14 protein-coding genes are annotated in these 20,554 nt (G+C 39.1%); 7 read left to right on the top strand and 7 right to left on the bottom strand.

Going from position 1 to position 20,554, the window contains the following annotated elements; genetic code table 11:
- Nucleotides 1-123: 123 nt before the first annotated feature.
- The 4 genes from IJS99_10385 to fliD all read left to right on the top strand — a co-directional run bounded on the left by IJS99_10385 (nt 124) and on the right by fliD (nt 8,611).
- Complete coding sequence (locus IJS99_10385) at nt 124-2,571, top strand: hypothetical protein (GenBank protein ID MBQ7562215.1); 2,448 nt, start codon at nt 124-126, stop codon at nt 2,569-2,571.
- 1 nt (nt 2,572) lies between these two features.
- Nucleotides 2,573-3,319: a GNAT family N-acetyltransferase gene (locus IJS99_10390; protein ID MBQ7562216.1), complete on the top strand. Its 747-nt coding sequence runs from the start codon at nt 2,573-2,575 to the stop codon at nt 3,317-3,319.
- Between the two features lie 69 nt (nt 3,320-3,388).
- Nucleotides 3,389-4,672 carry a diaminopimelate decarboxylase gene (gene lysA, locus IJS99_10395; protein MBQ7562217.1) on the top strand — a complete coding sequence of 428 codons (1,284 nt, stop codon included), beginning with the start codon at nt 3,389-3,391 and terminating at the stop codon, nt 4,670-4,672.
- 66 nt (nt 4,673-4,738) lie between these two features.
- A complete protein-coding gene (gene fliD / locus IJS99_10400; protein MBQ7562218.1) occupies nt 4,739-8,611 on the top strand; it encodes a flagellar filament capping protein FliD in 3,873 nt (1,290 codons plus the stop codon).
- Between the two features lie 50 nt (nt 8,612-8,661).
- On the opposite strand, the gene IJS99_10405 is transcribed toward fliD, so the two are convergent.
- Nucleotides 8,662-9,777: a glycosyltransferase gene (locus IJS99_10405; protein MBQ7562219.1), complete on the bottom strand. Its 1,116-nt coding sequence runs from the start codon at nt 9,775-9,777 to the stop codon at nt 8,662-8,664.
- Between the two features lie 97 nt (nt 9,778-9,874).
- Between IJS99_10405 and IJS99_10410 the strand changes: the two genes are divergently transcribed.
- Together IJS99_10410 and IJS99_10415 are read left to right on the top strand one after the other, a co-directional pair.
- Nucleotides 9,875-11,047: an NAD-dependent malic enzyme gene (locus IJS99_10410; protein ID MBQ7562220.1), complete on the top strand. Its 1,173-nt coding sequence runs from the start codon at nt 9,875-9,877 to the stop codon at nt 11,045-11,047.
- 8 nt (nt 11,048-11,055) lie between these two features.
- The gene (locus IJS99_10415) at nt 11,056-11,997 is read left to right on the top strand and encodes an AEC family transporter (protein MBQ7562221.1); all 942 of its coding nucleotides are present in this window, start codon (nt 11,056-11,058) and stop codon (nt 11,995-11,997) included.
- A 172-nt stretch (nt 11,998-12,169) separates the two neighbouring features.
- On the opposite strand, the gene IJS99_10420 is transcribed toward IJS99_10415, so the two are convergent.
- Both IJS99_10420 and IJS99_10425 read right to left on the bottom strand, forming a co-directional pair.
- On the bottom strand, nt 12,170-14,521 hold the full coding sequence (locus IJS99_10420; GenBank protein MBQ7562222.1) for a homocysteine S-methyltransferase family protein: 2,352 nt from the start codon (nt 14,519-14,521) through the stop codon (nt 12,170-12,172).
- Between the two features lie 528 nt (nt 14,522-15,049).
- The gene (locus tag IJS99_10425) at nt 15,050-15,994 is read right to left on the bottom strand and encodes an AEC family transporter (protein ID MBQ7562223.1); all 945 of its coding nucleotides are present in this window, start codon (nt 15,992-15,994) and stop codon (nt 15,050-15,052) included.
- A gap of 100 nt (nt 15,995-16,094) precedes the next feature.
- On the opposite strand from IJS99_10425, the gene IJS99_10430 reads away from it, so the two are divergent.
- Nucleotides 16,095-16,745 carry a polyphenol oxidase family protein gene (locus IJS99_10430; GenBank protein ID MBQ7562224.1) on the top strand — a complete coding sequence of 217 codons (651 nt, stop codon included), beginning with the start codon at nt 16,095-16,097 and terminating at the stop codon, nt 16,743-16,745.
- Here the strand turns inward: IJS99_10430 and ftsH are convergent.
- From ftsH to IJS99_10450, 4 genes are read right to left on the bottom strand one after another with little or no spacing between them, the layout of a single operon-like run.
- Nucleotides 16,693-18,603, bottom strand: a complete 1,911-nt coding sequence (gene ftsH / locus IJS99_10435) for an ATP-dependent zinc metalloprotease FtsH (GenBank protein ID MBQ7562225.1) — start codon at nt 18,601-18,603, stop codon at nt 16,693-16,695. The two genes, IJS99_10430 and ftsH, sit on opposite strands and share 53 nt — an antisense overlap.
- A gap of 33 nt (nt 18,604-18,636) precedes the next feature.
- Nucleotides 18,637-19,074: a hypothetical protein gene (locus IJS99_10440; protein ID MBQ7562226.1), complete on the bottom strand. Its 438-nt coding sequence runs from the start codon at nt 19,072-19,074 to the stop codon at nt 18,637-18,639.
- Complete coding sequence (gene gmk / locus IJS99_10445; GenBank protein MBQ7562227.1) at nt 19,061-19,666, bottom strand: guanylate kinase; 606 nt, start codon at nt 19,664-19,666, stop codon at nt 19,061-19,063. The genes IJS99_10440 and gmk overlap by 14 nt, the downstream gene beginning before the upstream one ends.
- A complete protein-coding gene (locus IJS99_10450) occupies nt 19,624-20,502 on the bottom strand; it encodes a YicC family protein (GenBank protein MBQ7562228.1) in 879 nt (292 codons plus the stop codon). The genes gmk and IJS99_10450 overlap by 43 nt, the downstream gene beginning before the upstream one ends.
- Between the last annotated feature and the right edge of the window lie 52 nt (nt 20,503-20,554).

Below are 20,554 nucleotides of genomic sequence, written 5' to 3' on the forward strand. Positions count from 1 at the left end.
CGGGGAATAATAAATAAATCTTTCACTATTCTACTCTGCTACGTAGTAGCAGGGTGGGCGGGTGGGAGTAGACTAAAGCGTAAAATTTATAGTGTTATATAATTACAGGAGCTAAAAATTTTCATGATTGATAGAATTATAGACGAGATTGACGACATAAAGCGAATATTAAAGCATAAAAGCATAGAATTACACTTAATTGAATATCTCAAAGAATTAGACTCACGCCGCAATGACTGGGAGCGGAGATTTTCGTTATTTGTGCCTTCACAGCAAAGACTCGAACGGGGGGCAAAGACTCTCGAACTTGGCGAATCCTACGAGACTATCAAAGAATTACGCTCGGAAGGGGCAAAAAATAAGCTCAGGCAGGACTCATTACGTGATAATTTAGCAGTCGCACGAACTGATTTACAGAGCGCGGAAGAGTCATTAACTCTCATAGAGGCCGAATACAGGGACAAACTCGCCGAACAGACGAAATTAAAAACTGTAACGCAGAGAGTCATGGCACTTGACAGCCAGATAACCGAACGAACTGACGCAGCAATTAATACCCGCCGTGAATTCGACGAGTCAGAAAAAAAATTGCGTGATTGTTCGTTGAAAGTTGAGCAGGCAAGATCTTCACTTGAGAGACTCGAAATTGAATTACGCGAGGCACGAAAATTTTTACAAATGAGGGCAGCTGACGAGAAATTAATCGCGGCACTTCCGGGAATTCAAAAATGTTTCAGCATGTACGAGAAATCAGAAGAGAAGAGGCTCGCTCTAAAATCTTCATGGGAGGCAGCTATTCATAAAAGACAGCAGGCACAAAGCACTCTCAATGACAGAGGGGCGTTATATTCTGATGTTATGCAGAGATTTGAGTTAATCGAGAAAAATTTTTCACGCGCAAGATCATTTTATGAGAGTACGCTCAAGGGCCGGACTATTCCGGAGTGGCGCGAAATCTGCGAGAAAAATATCAAGAAACTTGCTGAACTCGACGAGCTTTATAGAAAATTTCAGGAGGCAAAATCACTTGAAGAAAGACTCAGGAATTCACAGGAAATAAAATTAAGAATCCAGCGGGAAACAAGAAATCTAAATTTGCGCGATGTCGAACAGTCAAGCCGCTTGCATGAATTACAGGCCGAGTCAGAAAAATTAGAGAAAAGAGTCTCGCTTTTACGCCGCATTGAAGATTTAGACGCAGTTAGAGAGCTTTTACAGGACGGCTTCCCTTGTCCTTTATGCGGTTCACGGACTCATCCGTATACTTCAGGGGCTGTTATTCCAAATCCTGAAGAAGTCCATAATCAATTAATTGAGGCTCAAAGCAATTTAGACAAGTTACGCGACGAATTAACAACTAGGCAGGCCAAGACCGGCAAATTAAATCAGGAAATCGAGTCAATCACACGCGATGAAGTAAATTTAAGAAAGCAGCTTAACGAGTTAAACGCCGAAATCTCGTCAAAAGTTTCTATAATGGGTCTGAAGTTGAGCGCGGGAATCTCACCTTTTGAAGAAATTGACAGAGAAAGACAGAAAACTCGCGACTCCCTTCAAATTGCACGCAGTACAGCAGACACAGCCGAATCAGCCGAGCATGATATGAAATCAGCAGCCGACGAACTTGATAAAATTACTCGGACTCGTGAAGAAATAACGAGATTCCATCAAGACGCTTTATTTTCACTCAACAGCGAGAAATCAGACGAGTCAAATTTTGAGAATGAAGTCAAGACTCAGGAAGAAATTGTCAACAGCTTAAAACGTGAATTAATATCGCAAATTATGCCCTTTGGCTATAAATCTTTACCCGATAAGAACCCCGGCGAAATTATTTCAGCTCTTGAGAAAAGGCTCAATGCATGGCAGGAAGGCACAAGAAAGCGCGACGAACTCGAACACGAAGTATCAGTATCACAAGCTAAATTTGCAGCTCTCAAGAAAGATAAAGAGTCCTTCAGGCTCAAACGTGAAGAACTTGCAAGCCGCGTTAAAGGAGTCGAGGCCGAACGTGACAGCCTGCAGCAACAGAGAATTATATTATTTGCCTCACGCAAGCCCGATGACGAACAGGAACGAATGAGCAAAGATGTAGAATTATTACGCGGCCGACTCAATGAATGCCGGGAGACTCGCAACGAGAAAAGCGCAAAACTTGATAAATTATTGACGGCGATTCACAGCTTAGAGACTCAAATGGCCCGGGGTCGTGAAGATTTACAGAAACATGAAGTAAATTTCGGCAAAAAGTTAATTGCTTTAGGATTCAAGAATGAAGAAGATTTTGCGGCATCATGTTTAACTAGCGACGAACGGCGGGACTTGCAAAATAGATTACGCGAATTAACACGTGAAGATTTAGATATTAAGTCCGAAAAAGAGAATACACGCGCGAAATTAATCGAACTTCAAAGCGACGGCGTAAGATTTGACCCCGACCAGTTAAAATCACGTCTTGAGATGGCTAAAAATTTAATTCGTGAAAATCAAAGCGAAAATATACCCTCTGAGACCATAAAAGAAATAAGAGAACTTGCTAAAATTTGCGGCCTGTCAAGTGAGGTGCTTTAACGTGAATAATTTAATATGGGATGAGTTAAAATTTTTTATATCGCGCTTAAAATCTTTATCAATCAGCGACTCCCTTAATCTCGATAATAATAATCACGGCTTCTGTGTATCAGTAAAATGCGAGCTTGAAAGCTGGGTATACTGCCCTGATAATATAAATCAAGATATTTGCGATAAAGTTATTAATTTCTTTACTGGGCGCGAGTCTTTCATGTGGCCTGTATATAATAATGCTGACACGAAAATTTTAGACGATTCAGGACTATTTTATGCAGGTGATTTAATTGCTATGAGCCTTAATCCTGAGAATGCAATAACGAGTAAAGCAAATCCAAATATAAAAATTGAACGCGTCATAAATAATTCTCGTGAATGGGCAGTTACTGCGGGAATTTCTTTCGGGAGTCAGGAAAACGAGATCACCCGGAATTATATAAATTTTATTTCTGCCATGAATCAAGACCGGCAAAATTTAGCATTATATCTCGCAAAACTTGATAATAAACCGGCGGGAACTTTCTTATTAACCCGCAAAAACGGTGTATATTATTTCGGAGTCAAACCTGAATTCAGGCGCATGGGTATAGCAGCGGCCATGATGAGCGAAATTTGCAGGTTATCGAATTTACATGATAGAAATATTATAACTTTACAAGCGACTCCATCAGGATATAAATTTTATAAGTCGTTCGGATTCAGTGAATTATTCGCTATAAAAGTCTATTCGCCTGAGAAAGAAATTTTTTAATTATTATATTTTGTAAAATTTTATATATAATTTCACGTGTAATAATTTTTTTTCGGGAAGTGTTTTAACTTGAATAATTTAAAATGGGGCGGCGTTGATTGTCTCGAACTCGCTAATAAATTCGGGACTCCTTTGTACGTTTATGATACGGGAATAATTAAATCTCGCTGCAAAGAACTTAGAGACACTTTTATAAAACGCTGGGATGAGAAAAATGTTAGAGTCCGTTATGCAAGCAAGGCTTTCTTGACCCGTTCAATGGCAAAATTAATCGAACATGAAGGGATCGGCCTCGATGTCGTATCACTGGGCGAATTATACACGGCTTTGAGCGCAGAATTTCCACCTGAAAGAATCGAAATGAACGGTAACGCTAAGAGTCATGATGAGATTTCTTTATGCGTTAAATCAGGAGTCGGCCGCATAATCGTAGATCACCCTGACGAGCTGCAAATTATAGAGAAATACGCGCAGGAATTCGGACGTGTTCAAAAAATTTTGATTCGAGTAGCTCCCGGAGTCGACGCTCATACTCACGCATATATAGCAACTGGTCAAACTGGCAGCAAATTCGGATTTCCACTTGACGGCGATATGTTACCAGACGCGATAAAATATGCAATGACGAGTAAATATTTATATCTCACCGGGCTTCATTTTCATGTAGGATCGCAATTATTTGAAATCGATGATTATTTGAAGTCGCTTGATATAATTATTAACCTCATGAAAAAATTGCATGACTCGTTAAACTTTACGACTCGTGAATTAAATCTCGGCGGAGGATTCGGGGCTGTCATAAATCCTGCTATACCCGCAATGAAAGCAAGTTTTTACACTGACCCGATGATGCAGTTACTACACGAGAAATGCAGCGAATATAATATTGAAATCCCCCGTGCTGTGATTGAGCCCGGACGCTGGATAATTTCAGAATCGGGAATAACTCTTTACAGTGTTGAGAATATAAAATCTTTAACGGGAATAACTTTTATAGCAGTAAACGGGGGAATGGCTGATAATCCTAGATACGCTCTCTATCAGGCAGAATATAACGCAGTCAGAGTCAAAAATTTTGATGAGCCTGCAAATTATAATAACACTCAAGTTTCAATTGTCGGAAAATGCTGCGAGTCAGGCGATATATTAATCGATAATGCTAAGATTCAAGAAGTCAAGCCGGGCGATATTATTGCTCTATATAACACGGGTGCTTACACCTTCAGCATGTCGAGTACTTATAACAAATTGCAGCGTCCTGCAGTCGTCTTTGTCGAAAATGGGAATTCTAAATTAGTCGTCGAGCGTCAATCACTTGAAGATATTACACGGGGCGATTTGCTGATAGATTAATTATTTATTATAAATTCTCCGATAAAGTAATCAGGATATTCTGTAATGACAGGAGGTTAATTTTTTATGGCATCAATGAGCATTTCGGGTGTAGTCTCCGGCATGGACTGGGACAGCATGATAGACTCTATAATTGAATCAGCTGCCGAGCCCGCTCAAGTCCAAGTCAATAAGAAGACTAATTTAACCCGCAAAAAAAGTTTATTCGAAGAAATGAAAGTCATGGTGCAAAGTATTCAGACTTCCATGACTTCTTTAAAGTTGCCGTCAACCTATAGTGCTAAGGAAATCGAAATCGAACGCCTTGACTCAAATTCTTCATATAAGGGCGTATTAACAGCGACAGTAAATGCAGACGCAGAAGTCAGTGTGCATGAAGTCGAAGTAACACAGATAGCGCGCGCCCAAACTAACAGGTCAAGCCAAATAACAAGCTCAACTATAGCAAGCAATCTAAGTAATTACGGCCTGACAGATTCGACTCTGTATATTTCAGCAGGCGGGCAGAAAATCGGCGTAGATGTATATTCAACTGATAGTTTACAGGCTTTGAAGTCGCGAATTAATAACACTTTGAAGACTCTTGACAATCCCATGAATATAACTGCGTATGTTTCTGATAATAGATTATTACTCCGCAGCGATTACACAGGGACGGGCGAGACTTCAGTAGAAGAGACGATTAATTACAGCTTGAACGGGTATAATAAACTCTCTGATATTCTCGTAACTGAAGGCCAAGAAAGCAATTTATCTATTAACGGCTACACTCAAGGCACTGACTATGTAGTAGTAAATACTCCTGAGGGCAGCGAAATTAGATGGAATTTATACGAGGACACCGACGAGGTAAAACTCGGAAAAAGCATAACAGCGACATATCAATTTGGAGCGGGTGATGTTTTTGACTCGTCAGTTCTTGATATAACACAAAAAAAAGGCTCAAGCTCTGAAAGCACAACAAGTGTATCGAGTTTGCTGGGATTTACTCCGGGTAATTATGAAAATCTCAAGATTAAAGGCTCCGACGGGACATTATATAAATACGGCCGGGACTTCACGATTAATGACAGCGGCGCAGTCGAATGGCTTACCAGTGCTACAGTTACAAATGAGCCGGATTCTTATACTGTATCTTATGCTAAAAATTTAACTGTTTCAAATGATATAACAATGGGCAGCGGCAAAGATGCAGATATAACAAGTAATTTTTATTCACTGTCAGCACTTAAGACCGCATATTATAATGAATTCGGTATAGATTTACCCACTGAAGAATTAACGGCCTCCAATGGTAAGACTTACACGTATATAAGCGATGATGTTAATTTCACAATAGACGGCTACGAATACGGGCGGGATTTTGTTTTACGTCAGAACAGCACGAGTCATATTGCTATTGGATGGGGCGGCGGATATGTTGCAGAAGCCTACGCAAAAGAACATTCAATCGATACCAGCGAAATGATAATTCCTGATGAGGGCGATACTTACACAATAAAATTTAATCATACTTATTCAGCAGCAGGAGACAGTACGACAGATTTATCGACTTTGCTGGGCTATGATGTCTCTTCGGATTATGAAAACGTTGTTATAAAAGATTCCGACGGCAATATTTACGAGTACGGCACGGACTACACAATAACTGACGGCGTTTTAACGTGGCATACTAGAAATAGCAGAATAAATCCAACAGACGGCACAGAATACTCGTTTATTTACACGAGCGCAGAACCTATAAAAGCAAGCCTTACAAGCTCGGATCTTGTCGATGAAGATTACCCCGATGAATATTATTTGAATCTCGAAGCAACTGACGGCGAAATCTCTTCAGGAAGCACTAATTATTTAAGCTGGGATCAAATCGAGTCAGAAATTGATACGACTGATGATGACGTTATGGATTTATATTTTACCGTTAAAGATTCAAATAATAATATTTATAAATACGGCACAGATTACACGATAGATTCTGATTCGTCAGGTAATTTGATTCTAAAATGGGATATTGACGAAGACGAGATACCGGCAAATTTCACAGTAACTTATACCGGCCATACTACAGGAGTAGACAGCGGCGGGGAGACTCTCAACGTTAATTTAACGCGTTCATACACTGATGATATTTTATGGGCGTCAAGTTCTGATATTCCGTATTATTCAAAATTTGAGGGCGGTACTACGACAATAACACAAGGCGGAAAAACTTTTTATGAAGGCGTTGACTTTGACATTGTAGACGACGGGAACGGCCGCGCTCAAGTTCAATGGGCAACTGACTCCGGTTATGAGTGGTATCTGCCTGCCTCAGGAGCTAATACACGCTACACAATAAATTTAACGAGTTCGGACGGGACAGCTTATACTTATTCAGCAGTCAGAGATTATCAAGACACAATAAATTTAGGTGATTACGGATTTACGAGCGTCAACGGTGCGATCACATCAGTAACTTATCAGGGCAGCAGCACTCACACTTATGATTTAACGGCAACAGAGACAGATGATGAAGGCAACGTAACTTACACACAACGAGAAAATATGCAAAAAGAAATCGGCGCATACTACAACGAAGGCACAAACGGCGGCGTGAAAGTCTTTAATTTTAACTGGGTAACACCTGACAGGACTGCGAACTCTTTACCAGCAAGCGGCGACTCATTAACAGTAAGTTATGAATATGATGCTAACACGTTTGAATTAAGCGACTCAGACGATGACGCATTATTAAAGGCTTTAGGCTTCCTGAACTCAAGCGGGGAACTTGACGAAGATAATTACACGGCGGCCCAGAACGCAAAATTAATACTTGACGGCGATAACGAAATCGAGAGATCTTCAAATTATATCGGTGCTTCTTATGAGAACGAAATCGACGAGCTTAAGGGCGTAACTTTGACTCTTAAGGGCACGGGCATTGTCTCGCTTGATATTGCACATGACGCAGAGAAGGCAGTCGAATCAATACAAACATTTGTCGACGGCTATAATGATTTAATGAACTGGATTAATACGCGCATGACTGAAAGCCAAGTAGACGAGGACACAGCAGCAACAGTTGACTCTGATGATTTCAGAATGAGATGGGGACTTCTGCACGGGAACTCTCTTTTACGCAACACAAAGAGTCAAATGCGTAATATACTCGCGCAAAATTTCACATTCTCATTTACCCAGCGTGTAAGCTCTCAAGAAATTTACGGGACAATGGCTCATAACGGCTTAAAATCTGACTCGACTTTGAGACTCAGAATCGGCACAAAATATGTCGATGTTCCTATTTACACGGGCGACACTATAACAGATATTGCAAATAGAGTTAATGACCCGACTAATACGGACATGAGAGCAATTTTTTACGATGATGACGGAAATTTACTCGAACAGCCATTACTCAAGGCAACCGCAGAAAATGACGTATTTGTAATTAATTCGACTTCTGAAGACGAAATAACAATGTCAGGCACTGCAGCAATGAACGCCCTCAAAATGAATTACACGTATAAAGGCCTGTATCAAGTCGGAATCGCTACAACTTCAACGGATTATGGCAAGAGTGGCGAACTTGAATTTGACACTAGCAAGTTTATGGAAGCTCTTGAAGACAACCCGACCGAAGTACAAGACTTAATGGTAAAATTTGCGGGAGAAATGGACACGTGGCTTAAATCAATGCTTACTACTTCAGCGAGCGGAGAAACTAAAGGCACATTATCGCGTCAAATCGATGACATTCAAACGCAGATTGACTCAATTAATGAATATCTCGAAAACTATCAAGAGAGACTCGACCGCATGGAGGAGTCATTACGTTCAAAATATGCCGCAGCTGAGGACAGAATCGCGCAATTATCACAGAAAGCAAGTTCAATCGCAGCAATCTTAAATCAGCTTAACGGGAATGCTTCAAATTCCAGCAGCAGCACAAGCTCATAAATATAAAATTTTCATGGCAGGTCTTGACTCGTTCAGGGCTTGCCATTTTTTTATGGTAAATTCTCAAGCAAATTTTTGACTGATTCAATATCTCCGCACTTGATTATATGCGAGTCTTTGCGCTTTATAGTCTCAGGAGATCCCCCCGCATTATAAGTTATTACAGGAGTCCCGCATGATTCGGCCTCAAGATTCACAGTGGGATAATTTTCTTCATAGCTGGGATTAAAGAATATATCTGACTCAGTATAAATATTTGCGAGTTCAATTTGATTATTAGTGCGTTGAATTGCGATAATATTTTTATACCCGGCCAAGTTCTTAATTTGCGAACTCGTTAACCCGACAAGAAATATTATAAATTTTCCAGAGTCAAGAATCTTTGCGAGTCTTATAAAGTCATCAAGTCCCTTTTTCTTATTCCAGATATTAGCGACTCCGAGTATAATTTTTTTGTCCTGTAAATTATATTTTTGCCTGAAATTTCCGGGCGTGGGCTTGAAAATATTTTCGTCAATCTTGTTATATCTGACTTCAACGGGATAATCACATAGAAAACTTTTTTTTACGAGTCCGGCGAGCCACTTTGACGGCGTTATAATCGTTAAATTTTTTATCCCAGTAAATAATTTGCGCTTGTCATCAAAATTTTTACAGCTTGAGTCTGCAAAACTTGCAGGATATGAATTTTTTTGCGGGCAATTCTCGCAATGAGTCTGCCATTTATCGCAATTAGCAATTAAGAAGTGTGCACAATGACCCGTAAAGCTCCAGCAATCATGAAGAGTCCATAAAACTTTTAGATTTTCTCGTGATTTTATCCAGGTAAATAATAATTCAATATTTATATAATATCCGTGAATGTTATGCAGCCATAATAAATCAGGGTTAAAATTTTTATTCACCCAGTCAAGAAATTTTTTAGTCGCATGTCTTGAATAAAAGCCGTGTCTATCTGTTAATCTAGTCAATAAAGCGTGAAAATATACATCTGATTTAGTGCCTATCTTGACAGCAAATTTTTTGAATCTCTCAGGCACATAATCGCTCCGTCCGTAAGCAATTTTTACATCATGGCCTTCACTTGTAAATTTTTCTGCGAGTTCTCCCGTTATTTTGCCCGTGCTGCCAGTCCCGCAGACTGAATTAATAAATAATACTCTCATGCAAATAAATACTCCCGTATAAATAATAAAATTTTATCAAGTATACAGCTTTATTTGCGCTATAATCATAAAAAATTTTAGGAGTGAATAATTTAATATGGACTACGCAAAAGAATCGCTGAATTTACACGAGAAGTGGCAGGGCAAAATTGAAGTTATTTCAAGAGTTCCAGTTAAGACGCGCGAGGATTTATCACTTGCATACACGCCAGGAGTCGCGAGTCCCTGTTTAGAGATTCAGAAAGATATATCAAAAAGTTATAATTTGACTCGTCGTCATAATTTGTGCTTAGTTGTTACAGACGGGAGCGCAGTATTAGGACTCGGCAATATAGGCCCCGAAGCTGCAATGCCCGTTATGGAAGGGAAGTGCGTATTATTTAAGTCATTCGCAGGAGTTGACGCGTTTCCTTTATGCGTGAAGACTCAAAATGTCGATGAGTTTGTAGAGACAGTTTATAATATTTCCGGCTCATTCGGGGGGATTAATTTAGAGGACATTTCAGCACCCCGCTGCTTTGAGATTGAGCGCAAATTAAAAGAATGCTGCGATATTCCTATATTTCATGACGACCAGCACGGGACAGCAGTAATTACTTTAGCAGGACTCACAAATGCATTAAAAGTTGTCGGGAAAAAATTAAGTGATATAAAAATTGCAATAAGCGGGGCAGGGGCAGCAGCAATCGCAATCACTAAATTATTATTATCGGCCGGAGCTAAAAATATAATTTTATCTGACAGGACGGGAATAATTTATAACGGGCGCGATAATTTAAACTGGATCAAGCGCGAAATGTCAGAACTCACAAATCCCGAAAATATTAAAGGCTCTCTATCAGACGCTATGAAGGGTGCTGATGTATTTATAGGCGTGTCTGCTCCTAATAGCGTAAATCCTGAAATGGTCAAATCAATGGCACAAGACCCGATTATATTTGCATGTGCGAACCCGACTCCGGAAATATTCCCGGAAGAAGCTAAACAGGCCGGAGCTAAAATTATTTCAACTGGACGCAGCGATTACCCGAATCAAATTAATAACGTTCTTGCATTTCCGGGCATATTCAGGGGAGCTTTTGACGTTCGTGCGAGCGACATTAACGAGGAAATGAAATTAGCGGCCTCAAATGCTTTAGTTTCTCTTGTGAGTGAAAGCGAATTAAACCCGGATTATATTATTCCCGCAGCTTTTGACGAACGAGTCGGCCCTGCAGTCGCAAAGGCAGTATCACAGGCGGCAATTAATTCCGGTGTAGCAAGGATTTAATAAATATCATGAATGAAAGTTTTTTAGCGGCCTTAAGAGTCGTTATTCCCATGATTATATTAATGTCAGTGGGCTATTTAATGCGGGCTACTAATAAAATCACACGTCCTGCAATGAAGGAATTTGACCGGATAATTTTTCTTGTATTCATGCCTGTATTATTATTCAAGAATATTTATGATATGGATTTCTCGCAGGGATTCGCACTAAAAGAAATAATTTTTGCTGCTGTATGCCTGCTTGTAGTATTTATAATAGCTTACTATGTGCCTCGCGTGTTCGTTAAAGACGGCAATAAATCCAGCGTAATCGGCCAAGCAGTGGGACGGTGTAATTATATTTTATACGGTATCGCAGTAAGTGAAGCTCTTTACGGTGAAGGTAATTCAAAAATGGTAGTAATGCTTGCTGTTCTCGTTATTCCTGCGATAAATACATTTTCGGCTGTAATTCTTGAATTAAATAGATCAGGGCGAACAAGTCCCGGAAAATTATTTATTGCAATTTTGCGAAATCCCATGATAATAGCTTCGTTGCTTGCATTTGCGTTAAATCTTTCAGGCGTAAAAATCCCCGTGCCCATATGGTCAGCAATTAAAAGCCTCGCGAATTCCACTACAACAGTGAGTTTTATTTCACTGGGAGTCGGCCTCGAAATGCTGGAGTCAAAATCTGATAGAATGCCGCTTTTACTGGGAATAATTTTAAGAATGCTTATAGTTCCGTTAATATTTATGCCGATTTCGATTTTAGCAGGATTCAGAAATGAAAGTTTATGCGCAATGATGATAATTTTTGCGTCCCCTTCTGCAGTAGCTTCTTATCCTATGGCTATAGCTATGGGAGCAGATGGCAAATTAGCGGGTCAGCTTGTTTGCATAACGACTTTATTATCAGTCCTGACTATATTTTTATGGACATTTATTTTGCGTACACTTGGCCTGATGTAAATAGCGATAAATTTTTATTGTGAGTTTGCATATATTTGTCCTGATAAAAAATTTTTATGCGTGAATGCGGGGGCACCCCGTGTCCGTTCCCGAACTAAAAGACTCGGCTTGCCGAGCCCGCACCCCCTCCCCGCCCGGAATGTTTTAAGCAGCCGAGTATACAATAATGCATTTAACCGCCTAATAAACTTGTAAGAATTCTAACGCCTTCCATTGCGTCGCGAGCATAATAATCAGCACCGGCATATTTTGCTAAATCAGGAGTCAACACAGCACCTCCGGCAATAATTTTTACTTCAGGGCATGACTCTTTTAATTTCGTGATAGTATCTTTCATGCTTGCTACAGTAGTTGTCATTAAAGCACTCAACCCGACGACGTTAATATTATCGCGTTTGACAGTCTCGACAATCAAATCAGGCGGGACATCTTTCCCTAAATCTATAACGTCAAAATTATAATTCTCGAAAATAGTTCGCACTATATTTTTGCCAATATCATGGACATCGCCGTAAACAGTAGCAAGTACAACAGGGCCGCGTGCTTTGCTTGAATTCCCTTCACGAGTCATAATGCTTGATAAGACTTCAAAGGCAGATTTTGCGGCTTCAGCGGATTTTATTAATTGAGGTAGAAATAACTTCCCTGACTCGTAATTTTTTCCGACAGTGTCAAGAGCTGGCACAATATTTTCCTGAATTATATCGAGCGGCTTTTTTTGTGAGCTTAATTCTTGAGTGAGTTTCGCTGATTCGTCTTTAAGTCCCTTGATAATTGCATTATTGAGAGCGTCTATATTTGTTATTTCCTGCTTTAATTGCGAGTTAATAATTTGCGGGTTAATTTTTTGTGCCGGGTGAATTTCGCAAAATGAGATATATTCTTGCATTTCATTTTCTGAGCCGGTTAATAATTTATAAGCTGATAAACTTTCTTGCAAGTCTAAATCTCCGGGGTTAATAATAGCCGCGTCAAGTCCTGACATTAAAGCCATGATTAAGAACGTACGATTTATTAAAGCACGTCTAGGCAGCCCGAAAGATATATTACTCAAGCCCAGTACAGTATTAACGCCTAAATTATTTTTCACGAGTTTAATAGCTTTGAGAGTCTCACCTACTAAATTTTGCTGTGCCGATGCCGTTAAAGTCAAGCAGTCAATTAAAATATTTCGTCTAGGAATGCCTAAATTTTGAGCGTGTTCACAAATTTTTTTAGCGATATTAAATCTCTGTTCGGCTGTCTCAGGAATTCCCGACTCATCAAGTGTCAGGCCAAGAACGCAGGCACCATATTTTTTTGCGATGGGTAAAATATTTTCTAAGCTTTCAATTTTGCCATTTACTGAATTTAATAACGGTTTGCCATTATAAAATCTTGCTGCTTGTTCCATAGCGTTATAATTAGTCGTATCGATTTGAATGGGAAGATTTACAATTCCCTGAATTTCAGTGAGTGCCCTGCATAAAATCTCGGTCTCGTTAATATCAGGAAGTCCCGCGTTTAAATCGAGAACATCTGCGCCCTGTTCGACCTGCTTTAGAGCCTCTTTCAGCAAGTAATCTATATTATTTTCTCGTAGTGCTTTCTGTAATAATTTTTTGCCCGTTGGATTGAGCCTCTCACCGATAATTATAAATTTATTGCCGAATTCGACTATATTAGACGCTGAACAAATTAGAGTTTTTTCGGGAATATTGCGCGTTATTGCATGAGAAAATTTACTAGTTACAGCGTTTTTCATGTTTAAAATATGTTCGGGAGTAGTTCCGCAGCACCCGCCGAGAATATTAACGCCCATTTGTGCAAATTTTATAGATATATTAGCAAACTCTTCAGGTGTTACGTCATAATGAGCCGCCCCGTCAATCATAACAGGCAGCCCCGCATTTGGCTGAACCATTACGGGAATATGTGAGAGCGCGCAAATTTTTTCGACAATCGGCACTAATTGAGCAGGACCGAGCGAGCAGTTTACACCTAGCGCAGAAATTCCCAGCCCCTCAAGTGTTGCCGTCATTGACTCTATGCTAGTCCCGAAAAAAGTACGTCCTCCCTCTTCAAAGCTCATAGTTGCGAAAATGGGAAGATCTGAATTTTCACGAGCTGCTAAGATTGCCGCTTTTAACTCGTATAAATCCGTAAAAGTTTCTAGCAAAATTACATCGCATAAATCCCGGCCTGCTATGACCATTTCAGAAATTGCATTATAGATTTCGTTAAATGACGCGTCGCCTGAAGGAGCCATTACACGACCAGTCGAGCCAATATCCAGCGCGATTAGTGAATTATTTTGTGCGGCATCACGAGCTAATTTGCACCCGGCCTGTATAATTTCCTGAACGTTATAGCCCGTATTAGCTAGCTTAAATTTATTAGCTCCGAAAGTATTAGCTGTTATGAAATCTGCACCGGCCTTAAAATATTCTTGATGAATTTGGCGAATTAAATCGGGATTAGTTAAATTCAATATTTCGGGAACTTCACGGAGTTTTAGCCCGCGAGCTTGTAACATACTTCCCATAGCGCCGTCAAAGAAATAAATTTTATTATTGTCAAGATTAAACAAGTTTTTACACCTCCTGAAAAAGTATTATATAATAATTCTTAATCTTAAAAGGTGTATGACTTGCAAGTTTTTATAATTAAGTTTTGAAGTATAACAGCAAGAAAACTCATTCGCAAGATAATATCTATATAAAATTTTATCACATATCGCAAAAAATCAAATGATATAATAATTCACAAGAGGGGGCTCGGAAGTAGGACAGTCTGCTTCATGCGGGTAGTCTAACTGTAGGACTTAGGTGATGAAGATGGGTAAGAAAACTCACAAATCCCGGAAATCTAAATCACGAAAAAGGACAGTGAGAAGGCTCATCCGCAAAATTAGATCTTTCTTCGCTGTCCTGTATTGGTTATTTAGTTTCGCCCTAACTACATTACTGCTTTGGGATAGACTATTTAATTAGTACCGTGTAGCTTTATTTATTCTTTAATAGGGAGCAACTCCCCTCAACGCTGCCCCTATTGTATCACATTTAATAATAATCTATATTAATTTCGCAATTACCGGAATAGTGAACATACACAATAAATTATGCAGGAACATAACTTTAGCGGCGAAATCTGTATTACCGTCATAAATCTGCGTCAAAACAGTAATCATACTGGGCGCGGGCATAGCAATAATTAATATAATAATGGCTCGTACTAAATTATTATCGCTCAAATTAATGAACTCAAGCAAAGCAAATATTATAACAGGGACGATTAACAATCTTATAATTGCCGAACTCCAAACGCTTAAATCCGTGAATAATTCGCCCGGTTTAGTTTTTGCTAAAGACATGCCTATAATAAACATAGAAAGCGGCGTAGTAATATTTGACAAATGAGTTAAGGGAGCTGCTATAATTACCGGTAATTTAATTTGCGAGAAATAGAATATCAGGCTCAAAACTGTAGCGAGATTTATATTACTGAATATAATAGCTTTCATGCTTAATTTAACGTGAGGGTCTGAAATATTATCTTTGCTGATTTCGATAGCTCCGAGTGTATAAACAGTTAGATTAAACGAGATATTGAACATTACAGCCAGCGCAAGGCCTTCACTTCCGAATAAAGCAAGTGCAACAGGAAATCCCATAAAGCCGGTATTTGAGAAAGCGCAGGCAAACGACCAAACGCCCCGGGTGCCTTCAGGAATTCCGAGAAAGCGCGATATAAATTTGCAAAAATATAACGTGAACACGAAAATAATAACTCCGCTTAAAACTAGAATTGCGCAGTCATGAATAAAATTAGGGTCATAATCACGAGTTACAAGCGAAATAAAAATAGTACACGGCAAAGTAAATTTAACGAGAAACGCCGAAAAAATTCCCGAAGCCTCAGCCTTAAACACTCTCGAACGTACAGAAAGATAGCCCGCTGCTATAATAATAAACAATCCCGCCAAATTTGAGAATACTACGAAAAAATCAAGTTTCATATAATAAATTGCTCCCCGATAAAAAGATAAAAAATTTAAATAATATTTTAGTATAATTAGATAAATTTATGCGAGAAAGCGAGAAAAATTTTTATATATCATGATAATAAACATAAACACGCCTGAATTTATTAACGCAAAATTTTTTATGAGAGATGAGCCTGTAATTTGCGATTACCCCGTTATAAATCCTTCACAAGTTCACGGACGAGAAATTATTATACTTGATGATAATTATAATATAAACGAGCATTCAAGAGCAGACGGAATTATATTAAAATCTCATAAATTAGCGGCCTCGTTAAAATTTGCTGACTGCGCACCGGTCTTAATATATCCTGAAAATAATAATAATTCAGAGTGGGCTATGATATTGCATTCAGGCTTTAAAGGCACGTGCTTAAATATTTGCGGTCATGCTTTAGAACTCGTGAATAATAATAATCTTCATGCATGGATCGGGCCGTGTATAGGCTTTAATAATTACATGAGGGATTTTGCGGACGAATGGACTCAGAAAGCGATAAAAATTTTTGACGAGAATAATTATAGAATTTCGGGCGATAAAGTATATTTTAATCTATCAGGCGAGATATATTCACAATTAATAAAATCAGGACTTGCGAGCGAGAATATTATTATTTCAAATATAGACACTTTCACAAATCCTGAATGCTATTCATACAGGCGGGGCAATATTAATCAGAGAATGACTCTTCTTGTTTCGCTGGCTCATTCTCAAGTGCGATAATTGCTTTTATTTCGTCATTGCTTATGACTTCTTTATCTTGCAAAACTTTCGCGGCCTCGTGTAAAACTTTTTCATGTTCCCGCAAAATTGATAGTGCTTTATCTTGAGCCTCACTCACAAATCTTTTAATTTCGCTGTCAATCTTGTCAAATGTCCCCTCGCCTATGTCTTCACGGTTTTGAGCGGCACCGTTTAGATACATCATTGAAGGCGCGGCATATCTCACAGGCCCTAGAGCTTCAGACATTCCGAATTCAGTAACCATTCGGCGGGCTAATTCCGTAGCTCGTTCTAAATCATTTGATGCACCCGTTGAGCCTTCACTGAACACTAATAATTCAGCAGCTCGGCCTCCCAGCATTACAGCCATTTTTGTTTTGAGTTCGCCCTCAGTGATTAAATATTGATCTTCTGTAGGCATTTGCATTGTGTAGCCTAGAGCCCCTTTTGTCGTGGGAATTATGCTGACTTTGTGAACAGGGTCAGAGCCGGGCAGGTAACAAGCTACTAAAGCATGACCTGTTTCATGATAGGCCACTTTTTTGCGGATTTCAGGAGTGAGAGGCGTTTTTCTCTGAAGGCCTGCTACAACTCGTTCAATAGCTAAATCAAAATCATTCATTGTAACTTTATCGGCCTTGTGTCTGGCAGCAAGTAAGCTGGCTTCATTAGCAATATTTGCCAAGTCAGCCCCGGAAAATCCCGGAGTAACTTTCGCAATCGACCTTAAATCAATTTCAGGAGCAAGCGGCAATTTTTTCGTGTGAATCTTTAAGATTTCTTCCCTGCCCTCTTCAGTCGGCAAAACAACTTGAATTTGTCTATCAAAGCGCCCCGGACGTAATAAAGCCTGATCCAAAATTTCCGGCCTGTTAGTAGCTCCCATTATGACAACGCCGTTATTATCTTCGAAACCGTCCATTTCTGCGAGTAATTGATTTAAAGTATTTTCCTGCTCTGAGTTGCTGTTAAAGTTCCGCATTCTTGATTGTCCTATAGCGTCAATTTCGTCAACAAATATAATGCACGGAGCTTTTTTCTTGGCCTGATCAAATAAATCACGAACACGAGCCGCGCCCACTCCTACGAACATTTCTACAAAACTTGAGCCGGTAATAAAGAAAAACGGTACTCCTGCCTCGCCTGCTGTAGCCTTAGCAAGTAAAGTCTTACCAGTTCCGGGAGGTCCTACAAGCAAGACACCACGCGGCAATTTTGCGCCGAATTTGTCAAATCTAGCTGGTTCCTTGAGAAACTCTATAATTTCGCGTAATTCAATTTCAGCCTCACCAGCTCCGCCGATATCGCTGAAGTGTACGCCGGTCATTTCGCCCTGTAATTCTTTAGCTCGTGAACGCCCAAAGGAAAAAATACCCCCTCCGCCCCCGGGCATATTCCTGAAAATGAAGTACCAGATTATAATTAATGGCAGCATAGGAAGCATTATTCCCATGAATAAATCAAGCAGGCCGTCCCGTTTAGCAACTCCGCCGAATTTAATATCATTGCTTGCGAGTCTCTCAATTAAAAACGGGTCAGGAAGTCTCACTACACTTTTGAAATTATTATTATTTATTCCGGATAAAATTTTTTTATTGTGTAAGATTTTGCCGTCGATTATCTGCATTTTACGAGGCTCTTTGTCCGGGCTTTCTGATTCTTTGAGGGTGTAGCTAATTCTTGATTCTGAAATATCAACGTTTTCAATGTCATTTTTTGACAAGTCAGCAAGAAATTCACTGTAGGGGACTTCTGTTTTGCTCTCACTGTAGGGCTTGTAAATATATTCAGCAAAAAGCCAAGCTGCTATTAATGCTATAAGAAAATACCATAACGAAAATTTTTGTCCTTTGTTCATATTTTAATTATTTACTCCCATAAAAAAATTTATTTATTTCCTGAATAAAGCCCGGCCGCTCAAATTTCTCCGGGTCCTATCCGTTAATTTCTCAAATTCTAGTGAGATTGCCTCACGTTCTGACTCATTTACTGGCATATTGTCAAGAAATTTATTTACTTTGTCCGATAAATCATTAATTTCTTTCTCGCCGGGTGTTACAGTCCGGCCTATATTTTTAAGGCTCATGACGGCCAAGTCTGCAACTAATAAAGCTAAATCGTGAAAATTTATATCTTGATTATAATCTTGAGAGTCATTATTAACTTTTTCGCGCTTGATTCTGGTAGCAAATAAAAGAAATCCCACTCCTAAAGCAAGCCACGCAGAACCCGCAGAAATTCTATCTATATAAAACATGTAACCGGCAAATATGCTCAAGATAAAGCCAGCGCAGAATAACACCCACCGCAAAAAATTATCGAGACTCATTCGTAAAAATCTCCTGTAATTTCCGTGAAGCTAAATCTAAATCATCATTCACAATTATATAATCATATTTATCAGCAAATTTTAATTCTTTGACGGCATTAGATAGTCTTATATTTAAATCGTGCTGGCTCTCTGTGTTGCGGTTAATTAAGCGTCTTGATAACTCTTCAATACTGGGAGGAGCTATAAATATTAACACGGCATTATTAATTTTTTCACGGACTTGTAACGCGCCCTGTACGTCAATTTCAAGCAAGACATTACGCCCGGCGTTTAACTCTCTAATCACGTCAGATTTTAGAGTGCCGTAATAGTGTTCATGAACTCGGGCATATTCGAGAAATAAATTATTATTAATTCCCTGTTCGAACTCATCACGTGAAATAAATCTATACTCTACGCCGTTAGTCTCACCTTCCCGCGGCTCCCTAGTCGTGCATGAAATCGAATATACAAGATTGCTGAAATTTTCCAGCGCGTGCTCCCGTAAAGTCCCCTTGCCTACACCTGAAGGCCCTGACAAGACAAATAATTTTCCTGTGATTTTATTTACTCTATATTCTGTAACTGTTCTCTGATTTTCTCTACACATGATTTTGCCTCTACTACGTCCCAGCGGAATAAAGCGTCATTAACTTTTGAGCCCATCGTGTTAATTTCTCTATTCATTTCCTGAACTAAGAAATCTAGTTTTTTGCCATTTGACTCGTTTGAGTTCATAATTTGCGAGAATTTATTTATATGCGCGTCAAGTCGGGTTAACTCCTCTGTAACGTCCCACCTGTCAGACATTAATGATACTTCCTGAGCGATTCTTGACTCGTCAATTTCTAAATTATAATGCTCCATAACGTTTTGAATTCGTGTTCTAAGTGATTCTATAGCGTCAGAAATTGCAACTTGCCAGCGTTCTCTAAGTCTCTTGACTATTTCAGAGAGATTCATTAATTCCTGCTTAACTTGATTAAATAATTTCTCGCCTTCTGAAATCTTCATGTTATTAAGAGACTCGCAGGCCTTCAACACTAAATTATCCCATAAAGCAAAATCTTCTAATGAGCTTTCACAGGCAGTATTATCAACAACTCCGGGAATTAATAAAAATTGCGTTAAATCTTTGGGAATATCTATATTATTTTCACGAGAAATTTTGCAGACCTGACTATAAATATTAATTAAAGCCTTCTCATTTACTAAGCCTATTTCAGAACCGGGGTAAAAATTTATTTCTGCGCTGAGTCTGACTTTGCCGCGAGCTATATTATTACGCAATAGATTTATAATTCTATTCTCAAGCGAGGCAAGTTCACGGGGTAATTTCGTGCTGAAATCCTGATATTTATGATTTATTGAAGAAATCTCAAATTTTACTGTCCCCCATGAAAAATTATGCTCACTGCTTCCAAATCCTGTCATGCTTACAAACATTTTTTCAAGCTCCCCGAATGAAATAATTTCGCGACACTAAAAAATTTATGCT

The sequence above is a fragment of the Synergistaceae bacterium genome (assembly GCA_017444345.1).
Classification (GTDB): domain Bacteria; phylum Synergistota; class Synergistia; order Synergistales; family Aminobacteriaceae; genus JAFUXM01.

Excerpts from the sequence above, each read along its gene's own strand:
- IJS99_10410 (MBQ7562220.1), top strand. The coding sequence starts at position 9,875 with ATGGACTACGCAAAAGAATCGCTGAATTTACACGAGAAGTGGCAGGGC.
- IJS99_10420 (MBQ7562222.1), bottom strand. The coding sequence starts at position 14,521 with ATGGGAAGTATGTTACAAGCTCGCGGGCTAAAACTCCGTGAAGTTCCC.
- fliD (MBQ7562218.1), top strand. The coding sequence starts at position 4,739 with ATGGCATCAATGAGCATTTCGGGTGTAGTCTCCGGCATGGACTGGGAC.
- ftsH (MBQ7562225.1), bottom strand. The coding sequence starts at position 18,603 with ATGAACAAAGGACAAAAATTTTCGTTATGGTATTTTCTTATAGCATTA.
- gmk (MBQ7562227.1), bottom strand. The coding sequence starts at position 19,666 with ATGTGTAGAGAAAATCAGAGAACAGTTACAGAATATAGAGTAAATAAA.
- IJS99_10440 (MBQ7562226.1), bottom strand. The coding sequence starts at position 19,074 with ATGAGTCTCGATAATTTTTTGCGGTGGGTGTTATTCTGCGCTGGCTTT.
- IJS99_10385 (MBQ7562215.1), top strand. The coding sequence starts at position 124 with ATGATTGATAGAATTATAGACGAGATTGACGACATAAAGCGAATATTA.
- IJS99_10430 (MBQ7562224.1), top strand. The coding sequence starts at position 16,095 with ATGATAATAAACATAAACACGCCTGAATTTATTAACGCAAAATTTTTT.
- IJS99_10405 (MBQ7562219.1), bottom strand. The coding sequence starts at position 9,777 with ATGAGAGTATTATTTATTAATTCAGTCTGCGGGACTGGCAGCACGGGC.
- IJS99_10450 (MBQ7562228.1), bottom strand. The coding sequence starts at position 20,502 with ATGTTTGTAAGCATGACAGGATTTGGAAGCAGTGAGCATAATTTTTCA.
- IJS99_10415 (MBQ7562221.1), top strand. The coding sequence starts at position 11,056 with ATGAATGAAAGTTTTTTAGCGGCCTTAAGAGTCGTTATTCCCATGATT.
- IJS99_10425 (MBQ7562223.1), bottom strand. The coding sequence starts at position 15,994 with ATGAAACTTGATTTTTTCGTAGTATTCTCAAATTTGGCGGGATTGTTT.